This is a genomic window from Bacillus sp. PS237, from assembly GCF_037963345.1.
Lineage (GTDB): Bacteria > Bacillota > Bacilli > Bacillales > Bacillaceae > Bacillus > Bacillus subtilis.
This window is the reverse complement of sequence record NZ_CP150156.1, coordinates 2,183,105-2,197,494: the sequence shown is the minus strand read 5'-3', so window position 1 is coordinate 2,197,494 and position 14,390 is coordinate 2,183,105. Positions and strand designations below refer to the sequence as shown.

General features: G+C 42.6%; 20 protein-coding genes. 14 read left to right on the top strand and 6 right to left on the bottom strand.

The genetic code is table 11. The features are described 5' to 3' along the window. Positions 1 to 26: 26 nt before the first annotated feature. Both NST22_RS11110 and NST22_RS11105 read left to right on the top strand, forming a co-directional pair. A complete protein-coding gene (locus NST22_RS11110; protein WP_003230769.1) occupies positions 27 to 707 on the top strand; it encodes a ribonuclease H family protein in 681 nt (226 codons plus the stop codon). Continuing rightward, a complete protein-coding gene (locus NST22_RS11105) occupies positions 700 to 882 on the top strand; it encodes a zinc-finger domain-containing protein (protein WP_004399003.1) in 183 nt (60 codons plus the stop codon). The genes NST22_RS11110 and NST22_RS11105 overlap by 8 nt, the downstream gene beginning before the upstream one ends. A 27-nt stretch (positions 883 to 909) precedes the next feature. Here NST22_RS11105 and NST22_RS11100 read toward each other — a convergent pair whose 3' ends face one another. After that, complete coding sequence (locus NST22_RS11100; RefSeq protein WP_004398863.1) at positions 910 to 1,179, bottom strand: DUF2564 family protein; 270 nt, start codon at positions 1,177 to 1,179, stop codon at positions 910 to 912. Positions 1,180 to 1,334: 155 nt separating this feature from the next. Here NST22_RS11100 and degR point away from each other — a divergent pair, with 155 nt between their 5' ends. After that, positions 1,335 to 1,517 (top strand): transcriptional regulator DegR, encoded by a 183-nt coding sequence (gene degR / locus NST22_RS11095; protein WP_003230774.1) that lies wholly within the window; start codon positions 1,335 to 1,337, stop codon positions 1,515 to 1,517. Between the two features lie 51 nt (positions 1,518 to 1,568). On the opposite strand, the gene cspD is transcribed toward degR, so the two are convergent. From cspD to metA, 4 genes are all read right to left on the bottom strand, one after another. Then, on the bottom strand, positions 1,569 to 1,769 hold the full coding sequence (gene cspD, locus NST22_RS11090; RefSeq protein WP_003230776.1) for a cold-shock protein CspD: 201 nt from the start codon (positions 1,767 to 1,769) through the stop codon (positions 1,569 to 1,571). Positions 1,770 to 1,784: 15 nt separating this feature from the next. Further along, the gene (locus NST22_RS11085) at positions 1,785 to 1,931 is read right to left on the bottom strand and encodes a hypothetical protein (protein WP_119123067.1); all 147 of its coding nucleotides are present in this window, start codon (positions 1,929 to 1,931) and stop codon (positions 1,785 to 1,787) included. Between the two features lie 80 nt (positions 1,932 to 2,011). Next, entirely contained in the window at positions 2,012 to 3,160 is a 1,149-nt protein-coding gene (locus NST22_RS11080; protein ID WP_003246153.1) for a diglucosyl diacylglycerol synthase, read from the bottom strand. 230 nt (positions 3,161 to 3,390) lie between these two features. Beyond that, complete coding sequence (metA, locus tag NST22_RS11075; RefSeq protein ID WP_004398721.1) at positions 3,391 to 4,296, bottom strand: homoserine O-succinyltransferase; 906 nt, start codon at positions 4,294 to 4,296, stop codon at positions 3,391 to 3,393. 342 nt (positions 4,297 to 4,638) lie between these two features. Here metA and NST22_RS11070 point away from each other — a divergent pair, with 342 nt between their 5' ends. From NST22_RS11070 to NST22_RS11020, 11 genes are all read left to right on the top strand, one after another. Continuing rightward, positions 4,639 to 5,121 (top strand): glutathione peroxidase, encoded by a 483-nt coding sequence (locus tag NST22_RS11070; RefSeq protein WP_003230784.1) that lies wholly within the window; start codon positions 4,639 to 4,641, stop codon positions 5,119 to 5,121. 15 nt (positions 5,122 to 5,136) lie between these two features. Beyond that, complete coding sequence (hdhQ, locus tag NST22_RS11065) at positions 5,137 to 5,754, top strand: Mn(2+)-dependent (deoxy)ribonucleoside pyrophosphohydrolase (RefSeq protein WP_003230787.1); 618 nt, start codon at positions 5,137 to 5,139, stop codon at positions 5,752 to 5,754. 59 nt (positions 5,755 to 5,813) lie between these two features. Further along, a complete protein-coding gene (locus NST22_RS11060; protein ID WP_004398677.1) occupies positions 5,814 to 6,947 on the top strand; it encodes a conserved virulence factor C family protein in 1,134 nt (377 codons plus the stop codon). 288 nt (positions 6,948 to 7,235) lie between these two features. Further along, positions 7,236 to 8,912 carry a dihydroxy-acid dehydratase gene (gene ilvD / locus NST22_RS11055; protein ID WP_009967560.1) on the top strand — a complete coding sequence of 559 codons (1,677 nt, stop codon included), beginning with the start codon at positions 7,236 to 7,238 and terminating at the stop codon, positions 8,910 to 8,912. A 106-nt stretch (positions 8,913 to 9,018) separates the two neighbouring features. Then, entirely contained in the window at positions 9,019 to 9,453 is a 435-nt protein-coding gene (brxA, locus tag NST22_RS11050; RefSeq protein ID WP_003230794.1) for a bacilliredoxin BrxA, read from the top strand. Between the two features lie 41 nt (positions 9,454 to 9,494). Next, the gene (locus NST22_RS11045; RefSeq protein WP_003230795.1) at positions 9,495 to 10,268 is read left to right on the top strand and encodes a class I SAM-dependent methyltransferase; all 774 of its coding nucleotides are present in this window, start codon (positions 9,495 to 9,497) and stop codon (positions 10,266 to 10,268) included. Positions 10,269 to 10,527: 259 nt separating this feature from the next. Beyond that, the gene (locus NST22_RS11040; protein WP_009967559.1) at positions 10,528 to 11,139 is read left to right on the top strand and encodes a YpjP family protein; all 612 of its coding nucleotides are present in this window, start codon (positions 10,528 to 10,530) and stop codon (positions 11,137 to 11,139) included. A gap of 17 nt (positions 11,140 to 11,156) precedes the next feature. After that, complete coding sequence (locus NST22_RS11035; protein ID WP_003230797.1) at positions 11,157 to 11,690, top strand: phosphatidylglycerophosphatase A; 534 nt, start codon at positions 11,157 to 11,159, stop codon at positions 11,688 to 11,690. 83 nt (positions 11,691 to 11,773) lie between these two features. After that, a complete protein-coding gene (locus NST22_RS11030; protein ID WP_004398587.1) occupies positions 11,774 to 12,568 on the top strand; it encodes a thymidylate synthase in 795 nt (264 codons plus the stop codon). Further along, on the top strand, positions 12,565 to 13,071 hold the full coding sequence (dfrA, locus tag NST22_RS11025) for a dihydrofolate reductase DfrA (RefSeq protein WP_003230799.1): 507 nt from the start codon (positions 12,565 to 12,567) through the stop codon (positions 13,069 to 13,071). Before NST22_RS11030 ends, dfrA begins: the two co-directional genes overlap by 4 nt. Then, positions 13,072 to 13,692, top strand: a complete 621-nt coding sequence (locus NST22_RS11020) for a hypothetical protein (protein ID WP_004398497.1) — start codon at positions 13,072 to 13,074, stop codon at positions 13,690 to 13,692. It begins immediately after the preceding gene. 38 nt (positions 13,693 to 13,730) lie between these two features. Here the strand turns inward: NST22_RS11020 and NST22_RS11015 are convergent, their stop codons facing one another. Beyond that, positions 13,731 to 14,372 (bottom strand): hemolysin III family protein, encoded by a 642-nt coding sequence (locus tag NST22_RS11015; protein ID WP_004398522.1) that lies wholly within the window; start codon positions 14,370 to 14,372, stop codon positions 13,731 to 13,733. Between the last annotated feature and the right edge of the window lie 18 nt (positions 14,373 to 14,390).

Here is a 14,390-nt window from a genome sequence, read left to right as displayed (position 1 = left end):
AACTAATGAATGGTAAGGTGATTGTAATGAAGCTCAGACCGCATTTGAAAATAGAAGCAAAAGGAACGGGATCCGTCTCATTTTTTAGCGAAGACTGGCTGACAGCACAGCAGGCACGTACGTTCGCCAGAGAACTTGGCCGTTTTCCATACATGAAGGAGCTAGAGTTCGAAGACGAGAAAGGCGGCAGCTGGACGCTGAAGGAATTGGAAAAGCTGACAGAGGAGCTTGCTCAAGAGCCTGATGACATTACTGTTTATTTTGACGGCAGTTTCGATAAAGAGAGCGAACTGGCCGGTCTCGGGATCGTCATCTATTATTCATTGGGAGGAACCCGGCATCGCTTGAGAAAAAATAAAAGCTTCCGGCTGAAAACCAATAATGAAGCTGAATACGCAGCGCTTTATGAAGCAATAAGAGAAGTAAGAGAGCTTGGGGCAAGCAGAAATTCAATTACAATCAAAGGGGACTCGCTTGTTGTGCTGAATCAGCTTGACGGCAGCTGGCCTTGTTATGATCCATCTCATAATGAATGGCTGGACAAAATAGAAGCACTCCTTGAATCGCTGAAGCTTACTCCAACCTACGAAACAATACAACGAAAAGACAATCAGGAAGCTGACGGCCTCGCTAAAAAAATTCTATCCCATCAATTCGTAGAAAGCCACACGAAATTAGACCGTAACGGAGATGACGATATTGGATAAGAAAATGATCTTTAAAGAACTGACAGAACTGCACGATGAATATTGCAAGGACTGTTTTATTAAGAAGCAGTTTCGCAAAGAATTTGGCAAAACTTATGCGCATTCATTTTGTATCAATAAATGTACGGTTGGTGAAAAGTTGAAACAATACGGAGATGTCTTAACCAATCACTAAAAATAAAAACCGCAGAAGCTGCGGTTTTTATTCTTTGAATTCATCCAGCTGATGCTCGCTGTCATCTAGCAGCTGCTGTTGCTGCTTTACAAATTCAGGATCATCGAGAGCTGCCAGCTCTTCAGATTGTGACAGTTCTCTAGCATCCTCAATGGCTTGGTATGCAGAGTCGACTAATGTTTTGCTTTGGCCTCTCGTCGCGGCTCCTGTTGTTTTCTGCGCTGTTTCCACCGCTAGTTCCAGCTGCCGCTTATCCGTAAAGCCGGTCTGATCCTCATTATGAAATTCTGAAGTCACAAAAAACACCTCCGCCATTATTTTGCAGAGTTTTTTTGAAATTTATGTACCAAAATAGAAAAGAAAATAAAAATAAGCCGATATAACTATTGAACCAGAATAAATAGGACCGTTTTACTATTTGAGGTATCTTGATAGAGAAGGGGAACGCAGCTATGGATGATAAAGACTTGAAGTTGATCCTTCACAAAACATTTATAGAAATATACAGTGATTTAGAAGAACTGGCCGATATCGCGAAAAAAGGAAAACCATCAATGGAAAAGTATGTTGAAGAGATTGAACAGAGGTGTAAACAAAACATTTTGGCGATTGAAATCCAGATGAAAATCAAATAGGAGAGGCGAATGCCTCTCCTCTATTTGTCATCTCATCATCATGTATTGAGTTTAGAGTTTTACAACATTAGAAGCTTGAGGTCCACGATTACCTTCGACAATTTCAAAAGAAACTTCTTGTCCTTCTTCTAATGATTTGTATCCATCTCCTTCGATAGCTGTGAAGTGAACAAATACATCGTCTCCGCCTTCAACTTCAATGAAGCCGAATCCTTTTTCGTTGTTGAACCATTTTACTTTACCGTTTTGCATATTGCTTAATTCCTCCTAGTACTGTAGCACCCATGTGCTAAAAAAAATTTTGTCATCATCTAACTTTGATTCATTGTTAAATGATGGTTCAACTATACACCATCTGGGAGCACCCGTCAAGTTGCGAAACGGCTTATTTTTCAAAAGAAGGGCAAGTTCCATAAAAAAATGTAACCGCTTTTATTGATGGCTGAATATAAATAAAAAGAGCACACGATTTTCGTATGCTCTCAAGTACGCCATTACGATAGCACTTTGGCTTTTTGTTTGGCGGTCATCATTTCTGATTCCTTCAGGATATCCTCTAAAATCACTTCAGAGGAGTTTGCTAAATGAAGGTCCTTAATGTTTTTCTTCATGCGATGCAAGGTATCTTCATCTGCAAGAAGGGAAGTGACTGACTCGAGAATCTCTTCATGACGGTTCACAACGATGGCAGCTCCGCGGTCTTCAAAGAAGTTTGCATTTTCTTTTTCCTGGCCAGGCACGGGTTTGTACAGAATGACAGGCACTCCAATGGCTGTGGCTTCTGTCAAAGTAATGCCGCCGGGCTTGGTAATCATGCAATCTGTGATCCGAAATAGCTCATCAATGCGCTCCACATAGCCCAGAACTTTTAATTTGTCACCATTTTCCGCTTCAAGCGCACTCAAAGATTCTTTTAAAGCCGTATTTTTCCCGCACACGACAACTACTTGCACTTGGTCATCCTTGACAAGGTTTTCGCACAGCTCTTTTACGTTCTTTAATACACCGTGAGCACCTGCCATGATCAGAAGCACTTTTTTGTTTGGTGAAAGATTGTACTTTTTATATATCGGGCCAACAGGCATGGATTCTTCAAATTGCGGCCTGATTGGAATTCCTGTGATTTTTACATTGCTTGGATGAGTGCCGATCTCCAGCAGTTTTTCCTTCACGTAATCTGTCGCCACATAATATTTATCCACGTTTTCGTGAACCCAAATTTTATGAAGACAAAAATCAGTCATAACGTTGAAGGTAGGAATGACTCTTCCAGTTCGGCGTCTGTATTCCGGCACGACGATCATCGGAAATGTATTAATAATAATATCGGGCTGATGTTCATCGACAAGTTCGCCCAATCTTTTATTACCCATTTTAAAGTAAATATTGAATTTACGTTTATTATAGATTTTGTCAACTCCGTAATAAAACAAACGATAAAACTGTTTCCCGATTGAGAAGCTTTTTAAATAAAGGTATTGAGTTACCTCTGAAACAATCGGATTTGACTCTTGGTACAAATTAGAAACTGTTACATGCTGAAAGCCGAGCCGTACACATTGTTCATAAAGTGTTTTGGCTACCTGCACATGTCCATTTCCGTAATTTGCAGTCAAAATTAATACTCTTTTATTGGTATTCAAGTAAATTCACCTCAATGTAATCAACAACAAGCAAGCTTCATGCATCGTAAGGAGTTATTGTCTATACATAAACATAACACAAATACATAATCGAATTATTAATGCAGTGAAAAAGTTAAGCTAATTTTAAATGATTTGGATTCCAGTATTTTAAATTTTTGTTATACGCAGACTGAATCAGATGTATTTTATCATATTTTTTGCTCAGCGTATCACTAAAAAAAGAAAAATTAGTCCCATTCATAAGGAGTTTCTTGGTAAACGTAATAATTCAGCCAATTCATAAACAATAATGTGGCATGCGCTTTCCAGCGATTCACTGGCTCGTTGCTGCCTTTTGCAAAATAATGTTTAGGGGCCTCGACAGTAGAAAGGTTTCGTTCCAAATCTCTTTCATACTCTTGAAGAAGCGTATTTGTATCATATTCAGGGTGCCCTGTCAAAAAGACTTGTTTTTCGTCTTTAGACACAATTAAGCAAACCCCGGCTTCCTTTGATGCGGTAAGAATGTTTAACTCGGGCACTGCTTGAAGCTGTTCCATATTTATATCTGTATGCCGGGAATGCGGCACGTAGTATAGCTCGTCAAAACCTCTTACCAATCTTTCGTGTTTTGAAAGAACGGTATGTTCGAACACACCGAAGATTTTTTTCGGCATTTGAATTTTTTCCACACCGTAATGGTAATACAAACCTGCTTGAGCACCCCAGCAAATATGCAAGGTTGAAGTGACATTTGTTTTGCTCCACTCCATGATTTCCTTGAGCTCTTCCCAATATGAAACCTCTTCAAACGCCAAATGCTCGATCGGCGCACCGGTGATAATCATGCCGTCAAACCTCTTGTGACGGATATTGGAAAAAGTCGTGTAAAATTCGTCAAGGTGTTCTCTCGCAGTATTTTTCGGCGTGTGTGTGCTTGGGATTAAAAATGTGAAATGAACCTGTAAAGGCGAATTTCCAAGCAATCTGAGAAGCTGAGTCTCTGTTTGGATTTTTTTCGGCATCAAATTTAATATAATAATTTTTTGCGGCCGGATATCCTGATGAAATGCTCTGCTTTCATCCATTACAAATATATGTTCACTTTCAAGCACCTGTTTTGCCGGCAGGTGTGTTGGTATATTAATAGGCAACGTGCCACCTCCATTATTTCCCCGTTTAATTTTCTTCATTATAGGAATTTTCACGCCAATTTTCAATCTATCTATACGTGTTGAGGGGGAAACAACAGAAAACTCTTTAAATAAAACGCACTGACACGCCTTTTGGTTTCACAGTAAAATGATTTTCAAAGATGTAAGAGGGAATTGTAATGTTTTATAGAATGATAAGATAAAAAACGAGCCATATGAATTGATAATGAACTGACGCTCATATCGTTAGGTTTCTTATGAGTTCTTAATTGATGTTTACATTTTGAATTGCGATTTAAAAAAGGTAAAATAATCAGCACCAAGGACATAGGAGGGACTTACATGTCTATTTATCATATGAAGGTACGTACAATCACAGGGAAAGACATGACACTTCAGCCTTTCGCGGGAAAGGTACTGATGATCGTGAATACAGCAAGTAAGTGCGGTTTTACTTCCCAATTGAAGCAGCTGCAGGAATTATATGATACATATCAGCAGGAGGGGCTGGAGATCTTAGGGTTCCCCTGCAATCAATTCATGAACCAAGAGCCTGGTGAAGAGGCTGACATACAGGAATTTTGTGAAACAAATTACGGTGTTACATTTCCTATGTTTTCAAAAGTGGATGTAAACGGGAAAAACGCCCACCCGCTGTTTGTGTATTTGACAGAACATGCGAAAGGGATGCTGGGAACTAAGGCGATCAAGTGGAATTTCACGAAATTTATAGTGGATAGAAATGGAGAAATCGTTGGCCGTTATTCACCAAATACAAATCCGAAAGAGTTGGAAGACGATATCGTGAAGCTATTAGAGCAATAAAAAGAGGGTGTTTTTGTGAAGGAATTGAAGCAGGCAGAGCAAATCAGGACATGGGTTCAATCTATCCTGACTGACGAAAGCTCTGGACATGACTGGCATCATGTATCAAGAGTAGCAGATCTTGCAGCGTATATTGGAGAAAAGGAAAAAGCGGATTTGTTCATTGTTGAAACGGCGGCTTTGGTTCATGATTTAATTGATGTGAAGCTGCCTGACACGGTCAGGCTTTCTGTGAGCGAAGTATATGATCAGCTCGTTTTTTTCGGAGTAGGAAAAGAGAATGCTGACAGGGTGATTCATATTATAACAAGGATGTCCTTTCGGGACAGGGGGAAATTGGCGAAGGAGCCGCTCTCAATTGAAGGAAAAGCTGTACAGGATGCTGACAGACTTGATGCGATTGGTGCTGTCGGCATTGCGAGAGCTTTCATGTTTGCGGGCGCAAAAGGGCATGGCCTTTATGGAGATGAGCAAAGCGCCTACGCTCATTTTTTTCATAAGCTGCTGCGGCTGAAAGATATGATGAATACAGACACTGCACGGGAACTGGCAGAAGAAAGACACAATTTTATGCTTCAATTTGTCCGCCAATTAGAAAAAGACATACCCGGGATTGATGCCGAAACGTCGTAATAGAAGGCTTGGAGCGACTATGATAGAATAAGTCACAGATATGCTATAGGAGGACGATCATGAAGATAAAATCAATTGAACCTACACCAAGCCCGAATACAATGAAAGTCATCTTAACGGAAGAGCTTCCGGCGGGCAAAAGCAATAACTATAAACCTGAGCAAGCAGAAGGCGCACCGCTTGTTATAGCGGAAATCCTTAAAATAGATGGAGTTAAAGGGGTATATCACGTCGCAGATTTTCTTGCTGTTGAACGGAATGCAAGATACGACTGGAAAGACATTTTACCGCAAGTCCGCACTGCATTTGGGATGGAAAGTGCTGAAAGCGCAGAAGAAAATCGTTCTGATCAAGAATCTTTTGGAGAGGTAAAAGTTTTTGTGCAGATGTTCAGCGGCATTCCTATGCAAGTTAAATTAACCGATGGAGAGCGGGAAGAACGCTTCGGCTTACCTGAACGCTTTCAGCAGGCGATCTTAAAACTTAGATCTGAAGCTTCCAATGTTGTGTTTGAGCGGGCTTGGAAAGAACAAGGTGTCAGATTCGGTGACTTTGATGAAATCGGCCATGATGTGACAGAAGAGCTTCAAGCGGCATACAGTGATGAACGGCTGAAACGACTGACTGAAGCAGCCGCTCAAGGAAAGGGCGAAGCAAAACAAGCTGTACAGCGCAAAGCGTATAAAGTAACGCTTGATATGCTGGATGATGAGGACTGGAAAAAGCGTTATGCACACTTGGAACAGATGGATCCGAAAGAAGAGGATATCCCGGTTTTACAGAAGGCATTGGATGATCCAAAGGTGTCCATCAGAAGACAGGCTGTTGTGTACTTAGGAATGATTGAAACACCTGATGTTCTTCCTCTATTGTATAAAGCACTTGAGGACAAAGCTGTATCAGTCAGAAGAACGGCCGGAGACTGCCTGTCTGATATCGGCGATCCTCAAGCCATTCCTGCTATGATCAAGTCATTAAGCGACTCCAGCAAGCTTGTTCGCTGGCGTGCCGCCATGTTCCTGTACGAAGTCGGCGATGAAAGTGCAATTGAAGCTTTGCGCGCTGCCGAAGATGACCCCGAATTTGAGGTCAGCCTTCAAGTCAAAATGGCGCTTGAACGTATTGAGCATGGAGAAGAAGCAAAAGGTTCTGTTTGGAAACAAATGACGGAAAGCAGAAAAAAAGGCGAATAAAGATAAAAAAGGTGCAGATCATGCACCTTTTTTATGTGAATTCACTTTTTATAAAAATTATTTCGAATATTGTTGAAAAATATCCGAAAACTATTTATAGTAAGTAACAATATTAATAGTTGGAGGGTTCAAATCGAAAGAAAGCTATATAAATATAAAAACACGAAAGAACAAAACAAGGTGAGGGCGGCCTGTATTTATCTTATTTGCAAAAACAGCCCATAAATAAACTGAAAATTGTCAAAATAAAATCCAATCAAACAATTGAAAGAATTTAGGAGGATCACCATGGCAGAATTACGCAGTAATATGATCACACAAGGAATCGATAGAGCTCCGCACCGCAGTTTGCTTCGTGCAGCAGGGGTAAAAGAAGAGGATTTCGGCAAGCCGTTTATTGCGGTGTGTAATTCATACATTGATATCGTTCCCGGTCATGTTCACTTGCAGGAGTTTGGGAAAATCGTAAAAGAAGCAATCAGAGAAGCAGGGGGCGTTCCGTTTGAATTTAATACCATTGGGGTAGATGATGGCATCGCAATGGGGCATATCGGTATGAGATATTCGCTGCCAAGCCGTGAAATTATCGCAGACTCTGTGGAAACGGTTGTATCCGCACACTGGTTTGACGGAATGGTCTGTATTCCGAACTGCGACAAAATCACACCGGGAATGCTTATGGCGGCAATGCGCATCAACATTCCGACGATTTTTGTCAGCGGCGGACCGATGGCGGCAGGAAGAACAAGTGACGGGCGAAAAATCTCCCTTTCCTCAGTATTCGAAGGGGTAGGCGCCTACCAAGCAGGGAAAATCAACGAAAACGAGCTTCAAGAACTAGAGCAGTTCGGATGCCCAACGTGCGGGTCTTGCTCAGGCATGTTTACGGCGAACTCAATGAACTGTCTGTCAGAAGCACTTGGTCTTGCTTTGCCGGGTAATGGAACCATTCTGGCAACATCTCCGGAACGCAAAGAGTTTGTGAGAAAATCGGCTGCGCAATTAATGGAAACGATTCGCAAAGATATCAAACCGCGTGATATTGTTACAGTAAAAGCGATTGATAACGCGTTTGCACTCGATATGGCGCTCGGAGGTTCTACAAATACCGTTCTTCATACCCTTGCCCTTGCAAACGAAGCCGGCGTTGAATACTCTTTAGAACGCATTAACGAAGTCGCTGAGCGCGTGCCGCACTTGGCTAAGCTGGCGCCTGCATCGGATGTGTTTATTGAAGATCTTCACGAAGCGGGCGGCGTTTCAGCGGCTCTGAATGAGCTTTCGAAGAAAGAAGGAGCGCTTCATTTAGATGCGCTGACTGTTACAGGAAAAACTCTTGGAGAAACCATTGCCGGACATGAAGTAAAGGATTATGACGTCATTCACCCGCTGGATCAACCATTCACTGAAAAGGGAGGCCTTGCTGTTTTATTCGGTAATCTAGCTCCGGACGGCGCTATCATTAAAACAGGCGGCGTACAGAATGGGATTACAAGACACGAAGGGCCGGCTGTCGTATTCGATTCTCAGGACGAGGCGCTTGACGGCATTATCAACCGAAAAGTAAAAGAAGGCGACGTTGTCATCATCAGATACGAAGGGCCAAAAGGCGGACCTGGCATGCCGGAAATGCTGGCGCCAACATCCCAAATCGTTGGAATGGGACTCGGGCCAAAAGTGGCATTGATTACGGACGGACGTTTTTCCGGAGCCTCCCGTGGCCTCTCAATCGGCCACGTATCACCTGAGGCCGCTGAGGGCGGGCCGCTTGCCTTTGTTGAAAACGGAGACCATATTATCGTTGATATTGAAAAACGCATCTTGGATGTACAAGTGCCAGAAGAAGAGTGGGAAAAACGAAAAGCGAACTGGAAAGGTTTTGAACCGAAAGTGAAAACCGGCTACCTGGCACGTTATTCTAAACTTGTGACAAGTGCCAACACCGGCGGTATTATGAAAATCTAGATAGCTGGGGACACTTTCTTTTATTTTAAGGCGTGAACATTTGAAATCCGGCCCTCTCTATAGTATCCTTTACTTCAGATGAAGGATACTAGAGGGGGCTTTTTTTATGTCAATGGCTTATGAAGAATACATGCGCCAGCTTGTCGTACCGATGCGCCGCGAGCTGACTGGAGCAGGTTTTGAAGAGTTAACAACAGCGGAAGAAGTAGAAAACTTTATGGAAAAGGCAGAGGGCACAACTCTTGTAGTCGTTAACTCTGTATGCGGCTGCGCGGCAGGCCTTGCGCGTCCTGCGGCTACACAGGCAGTCCTCCAGAATGACAAAACACCTGACAATACGGTGACTGTATTTGCGGGCCAAGATAAAGAAGCTACTGCGAAAATGCGTGAGTATTTTACTGGCCAGGAGCCTTCTTCACCATCAATGGCTCTTTTGAAAGGCAAAGAAGTCGTACATTTTATTCCGCGTCATGAAATTGAAGGACACGATATGGAAGAAATCATGAAAAATCTGACTGCTGCCTTCGATGCGCACTGCTAAATGCCCGTTCTCCGGGCATTTTCTTTTTGGGAGTACAGAAGATGATAACAACAAGCTATAGACCGTCTGAACACACCATAAAAACTGCAAAGCAGCTTTCTAAAGAGCTAAATATGCCATACTGCGGCCGGAATAAACAAACGGTTGAGCACCTGCTGAAATCAGCTGAACGTGATTTGCTTGTGGTCGGCAAAGAGCGGTTTGAGCTGTATACGAAACAAGGTGCCAAATTCTTTTTTCATCCGAATACAGCGATGTTCAGAGCCAAACGCTTCTTACAGGGGGAGAAAGAACCTATGCTTCGGGCTGCCGGCTTATCTGAAGGGGATACGTTTTTAGATTGCACACTCGGGTTGGGGTCAGATGCCATTATCGCAAGTATGGCAGTAGGCGAAACGGGTTCTGTTGTTGGGATTGAAAAAAACCATCTTGTGTCTGTTTTAGTGAGGACGGGGCTGCATTCATGGGAAACGGGTATAGAAGAGCTTCAAGCTGCGATGAGAAGAATCCAGGTGAAGAATGGTGATTGCTTTGAACACATCAAGCAGCTCCCTGACAACTCTGTTGATGTGGTTTATTTCGATCCAATGTTTCATGAACCTGTAGAAACCTCTGACGGCATCGCGCCTTTACGTGATTTGGCAGAGGATTCCGTTTTGCACGAAGGATGTATCAATGAAGCGGTACGAGTCGCCAGAAAAAGCGTTGTGCTAAAAGACCACTGGAAAAGCCCGCGGTTTGAACAGTTTGGTTTTAACGTCATGAAAAGAAAAACAGCACTGTTCCATTATGGCGTCATTCAAACAAGCCCGTGATTCATATCACGGGCTTTCTGTTAATCGGTGACCTCCATGACGACAAAGTATAATAATGTTAAGAGTGAAACTGTGGCAAACAGAGCGTCAATCATGCGGAAAGCCTCCTTTCATGAAATATTGTAAGCGTTTTTACACAAAGTGCATAGCAACGAATCTCCTAATTTGCATATCAGTTTCATATAGTACATGACTTGCATGTTTTGGATGTGCTAAAATAAGAGAAACATGACAATAAAATAGAGAGGAATAAGCAGTCATGAAATTGTGGATGAGAAAGACCCTTGTGGTTTTATTTACCATTGTAACGTTCGGGCTCGTATCTCCTCCGGCTGCCCTTATGGCGGACAAGCCTTCCGGACAGCCGAGCAGTCTTGAGCAGAATGATTACACCGCTTTTTATGATGAGCATGACCTGTACGATGATGAGTCGGATGACAGGCGAGATCCTGAACTGCTTTTTCAATCGTACAAGGAACAGCTCCTTGACAGCGCTGAGGATCAGTCCTTTTTAAAATTCGGCAGCAGAATCGCTCCTGTCATTGAGGATGACTATCGGAAAGAGATCCTGCCAAAAATCGAAAATGTGATTAGTGATTATTTAGCGACATTGCAAGATGATGAGGCGTACCAAGATGTTGTGATCTCAAGCATGCCTTCAGCGGGCAAAACGGAAAAAATTTTCAACGTTTACAATCGGACAACTGGAGAAGATCTTCTCAGATTCCATGTGCGAAGAGACCACCCGCCTCATGACGGCTACTGGTTTAATTTTCATTATCATACAGCAGAAGATGGATTTCAATCACATCATGAGCTTGGGAGCATTTACTGGGACCGCAACACGCCTCCCAACTGGATGAGTGCCTAAAGGAGATGCCATTAGACATGAAAAAGTACACAATGAATGAAATGGTCGATATAACAAAGGATATGCTGAACAAACGGGGCGTTATGATAGAAGATATTGCACGGATTGTTCAAAAACTTCAGGAAAAATACAATCCAAATCTGCCGCTCAGTGTTTGCATGGAGAATGTAGAAAAAGTCCTGAACAAACGTGAAATTATTCATGCTGTTTTGACAGGCCTTGCACTCGATCAGCTTGCAGAACAGAAACTTCTCCCCGAACCGCTGCAGCACCTTGTTGAAACGGATGAACCGCTTTACGGCATAGATGAAATTATCCCGCTTTCAATCGTTAATGTGTACGGGTCGATCGGTTTGACCAATTTCGGTTATTTGGATAAAGAGAAGATTGGAATTATTAAGGAACTTGATGAAAGTCCAGACGGTATTCACACCTTTTTGGATGATATTGTGGCAGCTCTTGCTGCAGCAGCGGCGAGCAGAATTGCACATACGCATCAGGATCTGCAAGATGAAGAAAAAGAACAGGATGAAAAGCCTGTCGTCAGCTGACTATAAAAAAATCATTTCTGGGTTCAGAAATGATTTTTTATTGTGTTACACTACTAGAAGACTACTTTTAAAGGATGAAAAAAATGAAACAGTATAAGGATTTCTGCAGACATGTTTTAGAGCATGGTGAGAAAAAGGGAGACCGGACTGGGACCGGAACAATCAGCACTTTCGGATATCAAATGAGATTTAATTTACGGGAAGGCTTTCCGATGCTCACCACTAAAAAACTCCACTTTAAATCAATTGCGCATGAACTGCTGTGGTTCTTAAAAGGAGATACGAATGTACGCTATCTGCAGGAAAACGGAGTGCGAATCTGGAATGAGTGGGCTGATGAAAACGGTGAACTTGGACCTGTATATGGCTCCCAATGGCGTTCTTGGCGGGGAGCTGATGGAGAAACCATTGATCAAATTTCCCGTCTTATTGAAGATATTAAAACAAATCCGAACTCCAGACGCTTAATCGTCAGCGCCTGGAATGTTGGTGAAATTGATAAAATGGCGTTGCCGCCGTGCCATTGCCTGTTCCAATTCTATGTGTCTGACGGCAAGCTGTCCTGTCAGCTGTATCAGCGCTCTGCCGATGTTTTCTTAGGTGTGCCGTTTAATATTGCATCTTATGCCCTCCTAACCATGATCATTGCTCATGTGACTGGGCTTGAACCGGGCGAGTTCATCCATACGTTTGGTGATGTTCATATTTACCAAAATCATATTGAACAAGTCAATTTGCAGCTGGAAAGAGATGTTAGACCGCTTCCGCAGCTTCGTTTCGCCAGAAAGGTTGATTCTATTTTTAACTTTGCATTTGAGGACTTTATCATCGAGGATTATGATCCGCATCCTCATATAAAAGGGGCGGTCAGCGTATGATTTCATTCATTTTTGCGATGGATGCCAACAGGCTTATCGGCAAAGACAATGATTTGCCGTGGCATTTGCCCAATGATCTTGCATACTTTAAGAAAATAACATCGGGCCATTCAATCATTATGGGCCGGAAAACATTTGAATCGATCGGACGTCCGCTTCCAAATCGGAAAAATATTGTCGTTACCTCAGCGCCGGATTCAGAATTTCAGGGATGCACGGTTGTCAGTTCATTAAAGGATGTACTGGACATTTGTTCAGGCCCTGAAGAATGCTTTGTGATCGGAGGGGCTCAGCTCTATACGGACCTGTTCCCTTATGCGGACAGACTGTATATGACGAAAATTCATCACGAGTTTGAGGGTGACCGTCACTTTCCTGAATTTGATGAATCCAATTGGAAGCTGGTTTCTTCTGAGCAGGGGACCAAAGACGAAAAAAACCCGTATGATTACGAATTTCTAATGTATGAAAAAAAGAATTCTTCTAAAGCGGGAGGATTTTAATTGGTTCGCTACAGCCTTCTAGTGGTTTATATTGTGTATATGCTGTTAAAAAATATGAAACAATTATTTAATCAAACAATGCTCGATCCCCGTCTGTCATACAAAAAACAGATGGCTCTTGTGTACGAACAGCCAAAGGCGTTTTTAGAAGGCTGTATCGGCATCTCCGGTTCAGTTGTGACGATCCATCAGCCAGAGCCAATACCACACGGTCCTGTTTTGTATGTGCATCCCCGTTTGCGTTTGGCTGAACTGGCCTTAATTGCTGGATATATTGAGGAACCGGCCGGCTTTATCGCTAACCCAAAAGTGTTCCGCTTGCCTTTTATCGGGCAATGGCTGGATCGGATGGATGTGATTTCAGACGGGGATTCAGAAAAGGTATATGAAGATGTGACAAAACAGCTGGAAAAGGGACAAAGCCTGATTCTTTCACTAGATGGTTCTATTGATCCTGTAGAACTTGCGGCCCGCTATCATCTTCCGTTGGTGATGGTGGAAACGAAAGGAACAGATAACATGCAAAATGGCTCGTTTTTTAAACGCTTAAAACCGGCAGACATTGAATTGTCCTTTTCAAAAGCTTATATACCTGCCAATGAAAAACAATTACGTGCATAAAAAAGCGCAGTCGTGAAGACTGCGCTTTTCTGTTACTGTTACGAAAGGAAAGGCACCTTTACACAATAGAAGAGCACGCAGAAAAACATGGCAGCGCTCCCGCCCAATACAAAGCTGTGCCAAATGGCGTGATGGAAGGGGATCTTTTTCCAAATGTAAAAGATGGTTCCGACAGAGTATAAAATGCCGCCGAGAAAAAGGAGGCTGAATCCCGCTCCGCTCAGTGAAGCATATAAAGGTTTAACTGCAATAATCATCAGCCACCCCATGACTAAATACACGAAGGTTGACAATAGGATAAACCGTTTCACAAAGAAAATTTTAAAAACGATTCCGCCTAGGGCAAGTGACCATACGATAACCAACAGGGTAAAGCCGAGTGTGCCTTTCAGCGGCCCAAGCAAAAAAGGCGTGTAGGTTCCGGCGATGAGTACGTAAATTGCGCTATGATCAATAATCTCCAAAATGTCCTTCGTTTTTTTATGTGTGATGCTGTGAAGCAGGGTGGAGCTCAAATATAACAGCAGCATAGAGACACCGAATATTGTAAAGCTGACAATGTCCCATGCAGACCCGTAATTAGCCGCAAATATGATTAGAAACACTAATGCTGGGATGGATAAGAGGACACCGATGCCGTGTGTAATCGCATTGGCGATCTCTTCTTTGATTGTAAACAAGTACATTCTCCTTTCGAT

What these genes read in the sequence shown, in the direction of transcription:
- NST22_RS11110 (WP_003230769.1), top strand. Translation starts at nt 27, where the DNA reads ATGAAGCTCAGACCGCATTTGAAAATAGAAGCAAAAGGAACGGGATCC.
- degR (WP_003230774.1), top strand. Translation starts at nt 1,335, where the DNA reads ATGGATGATAAAGACTTGAAGTTGATCCTTCACAAAACATTTATAGAA.
- cspD (WP_003230776.1), bottom strand. Translation starts at nt 1,769, where the DNA reads ATGCAAAACGGTAAAGTAAAATGGTTCAACAACGAAAAAGGATTCGGC.
- NST22_RS11085 (WP_119123067.1), bottom strand. Translation starts at nt 1,931, where the DNA reads ATGGAACTTGCCCTTCTTTTGAAAAATAAGCCGTTTCGCAACTTGACG.
- NST22_RS11070 (WP_003230784.1), top strand. Translation starts at nt 4,639, where the DNA reads ATGTCTATTTATCATATGAAGGTACGTACAATCACAGGGAAAGACATG.
- NST22_RS11060 (WP_004398677.1), top strand. Translation starts at nt 5,814, where the DNA reads ATGAAGATAAAATCAATTGAACCTACACCAAGCCCGAATACAATGAAA.
- ilvD (WP_009967560.1), top strand. Translation starts at nt 7,236, where the DNA reads ATGGCAGAATTACGCAGTAATATGATCACACAAGGAATCGATAGAGCT.
- brxA (WP_003230794.1), top strand. Translation starts at nt 9,019, where the DNA reads ATGTCAATGGCTTATGAAGAATACATGCGCCAGCTTGTCGTACCGATG.
- NST22_RS11045 (WP_003230795.1), top strand. Translation starts at nt 9,495, where the DNA reads ATGATAACAACAAGCTATAGACCGTCTGAACACACCATAAAAACTGCA.
- NST22_RS11040 (WP_009967559.1), top strand. Translation starts at nt 10,528, where the DNA reads ATGAAATTGTGGATGAGAAAGACCCTTGTGGTTTTATTTACCATTGTA.
- NST22_RS11035 (WP_003230797.1), top strand. Translation starts at nt 11,157, where the DNA reads ATGAAAAAGTACACAATGAATGAAATGGTCGATATAACAAAGGATATG.
- NST22_RS11030 (WP_004398587.1), top strand. Translation starts at nt 11,774, where the DNA reads ATGAAACAGTATAAGGATTTCTGCAGACATGTTTTAGAGCATGGTGAG.
- dfrA (WP_003230799.1), top strand. Translation starts at nt 12,565, where the DNA reads ATGATTTCATTCATTTTTGCGATGGATGCCAACAGGCTTATCGGCAAA.